General features: G+C 49.8%; 1 pseudogene. It reads right to left on the bottom strand.

Annotation, left to right across the window (positions count from 1 at the left end):
• Positions 1-524: pseudogene (locus A3738_RS01680) on the bottom strand (3-methylcrotonyl-CoA carboxylase); the annotation flags it as partial.

Below are 524 nucleotides of genomic sequence, written 5' to 3'. Positions count from 1 at the left end.
ATCAGTTTGGCTAGCATTGGGTCATAGAAAGGAGACACTTCTTGGCCTTCAAGAATCCCTGCATCTGTTCTAGTTCCCATCGCATTGCTGACGCTCCAACGTTGGATTTTTCCTGTCTGAGGCAGAAACTGATTGCGCGGGTCTTCTGCATATAAACGCACTTCAATCGCGTGGCCGGTCAACGTGATCTCGTCTTGCGTTAACGGAAGCTCAGCGCCTGCAGCGACGTTAATTTGCCATTCAACTAAATCTGTTCCCGTGATTAATTCAGTAACAGGGTGCTCAACTTGCAAGCGCGTATTCATTTCAAGGAAGTAGAAGTTTTTCTCTGCGTCGACCAGGAACTCAACTGTACCAGCACCCACATAGTTACACGCTTTGGCAGCTTGCACAGCGGCTTCACCCATACGCTTACGAAGCTCTGGATCGACGAACGGAGAGGGGGCTTCCTCCACGACTTTTTGGTGGCGGCGTTGAATCGAACAATCACGTTCACCCAAGTACACGGCATTGCCATGTTGATC

The sequence above is a fragment of the Oleiphilus sp. HI0066 genome (assembly GCF_001635725.1).
The sequence above is the reverse complement of the archived record's forward strand: the minus strand, read 5'-3'. Positions and strand labels throughout refer to the sequence as shown.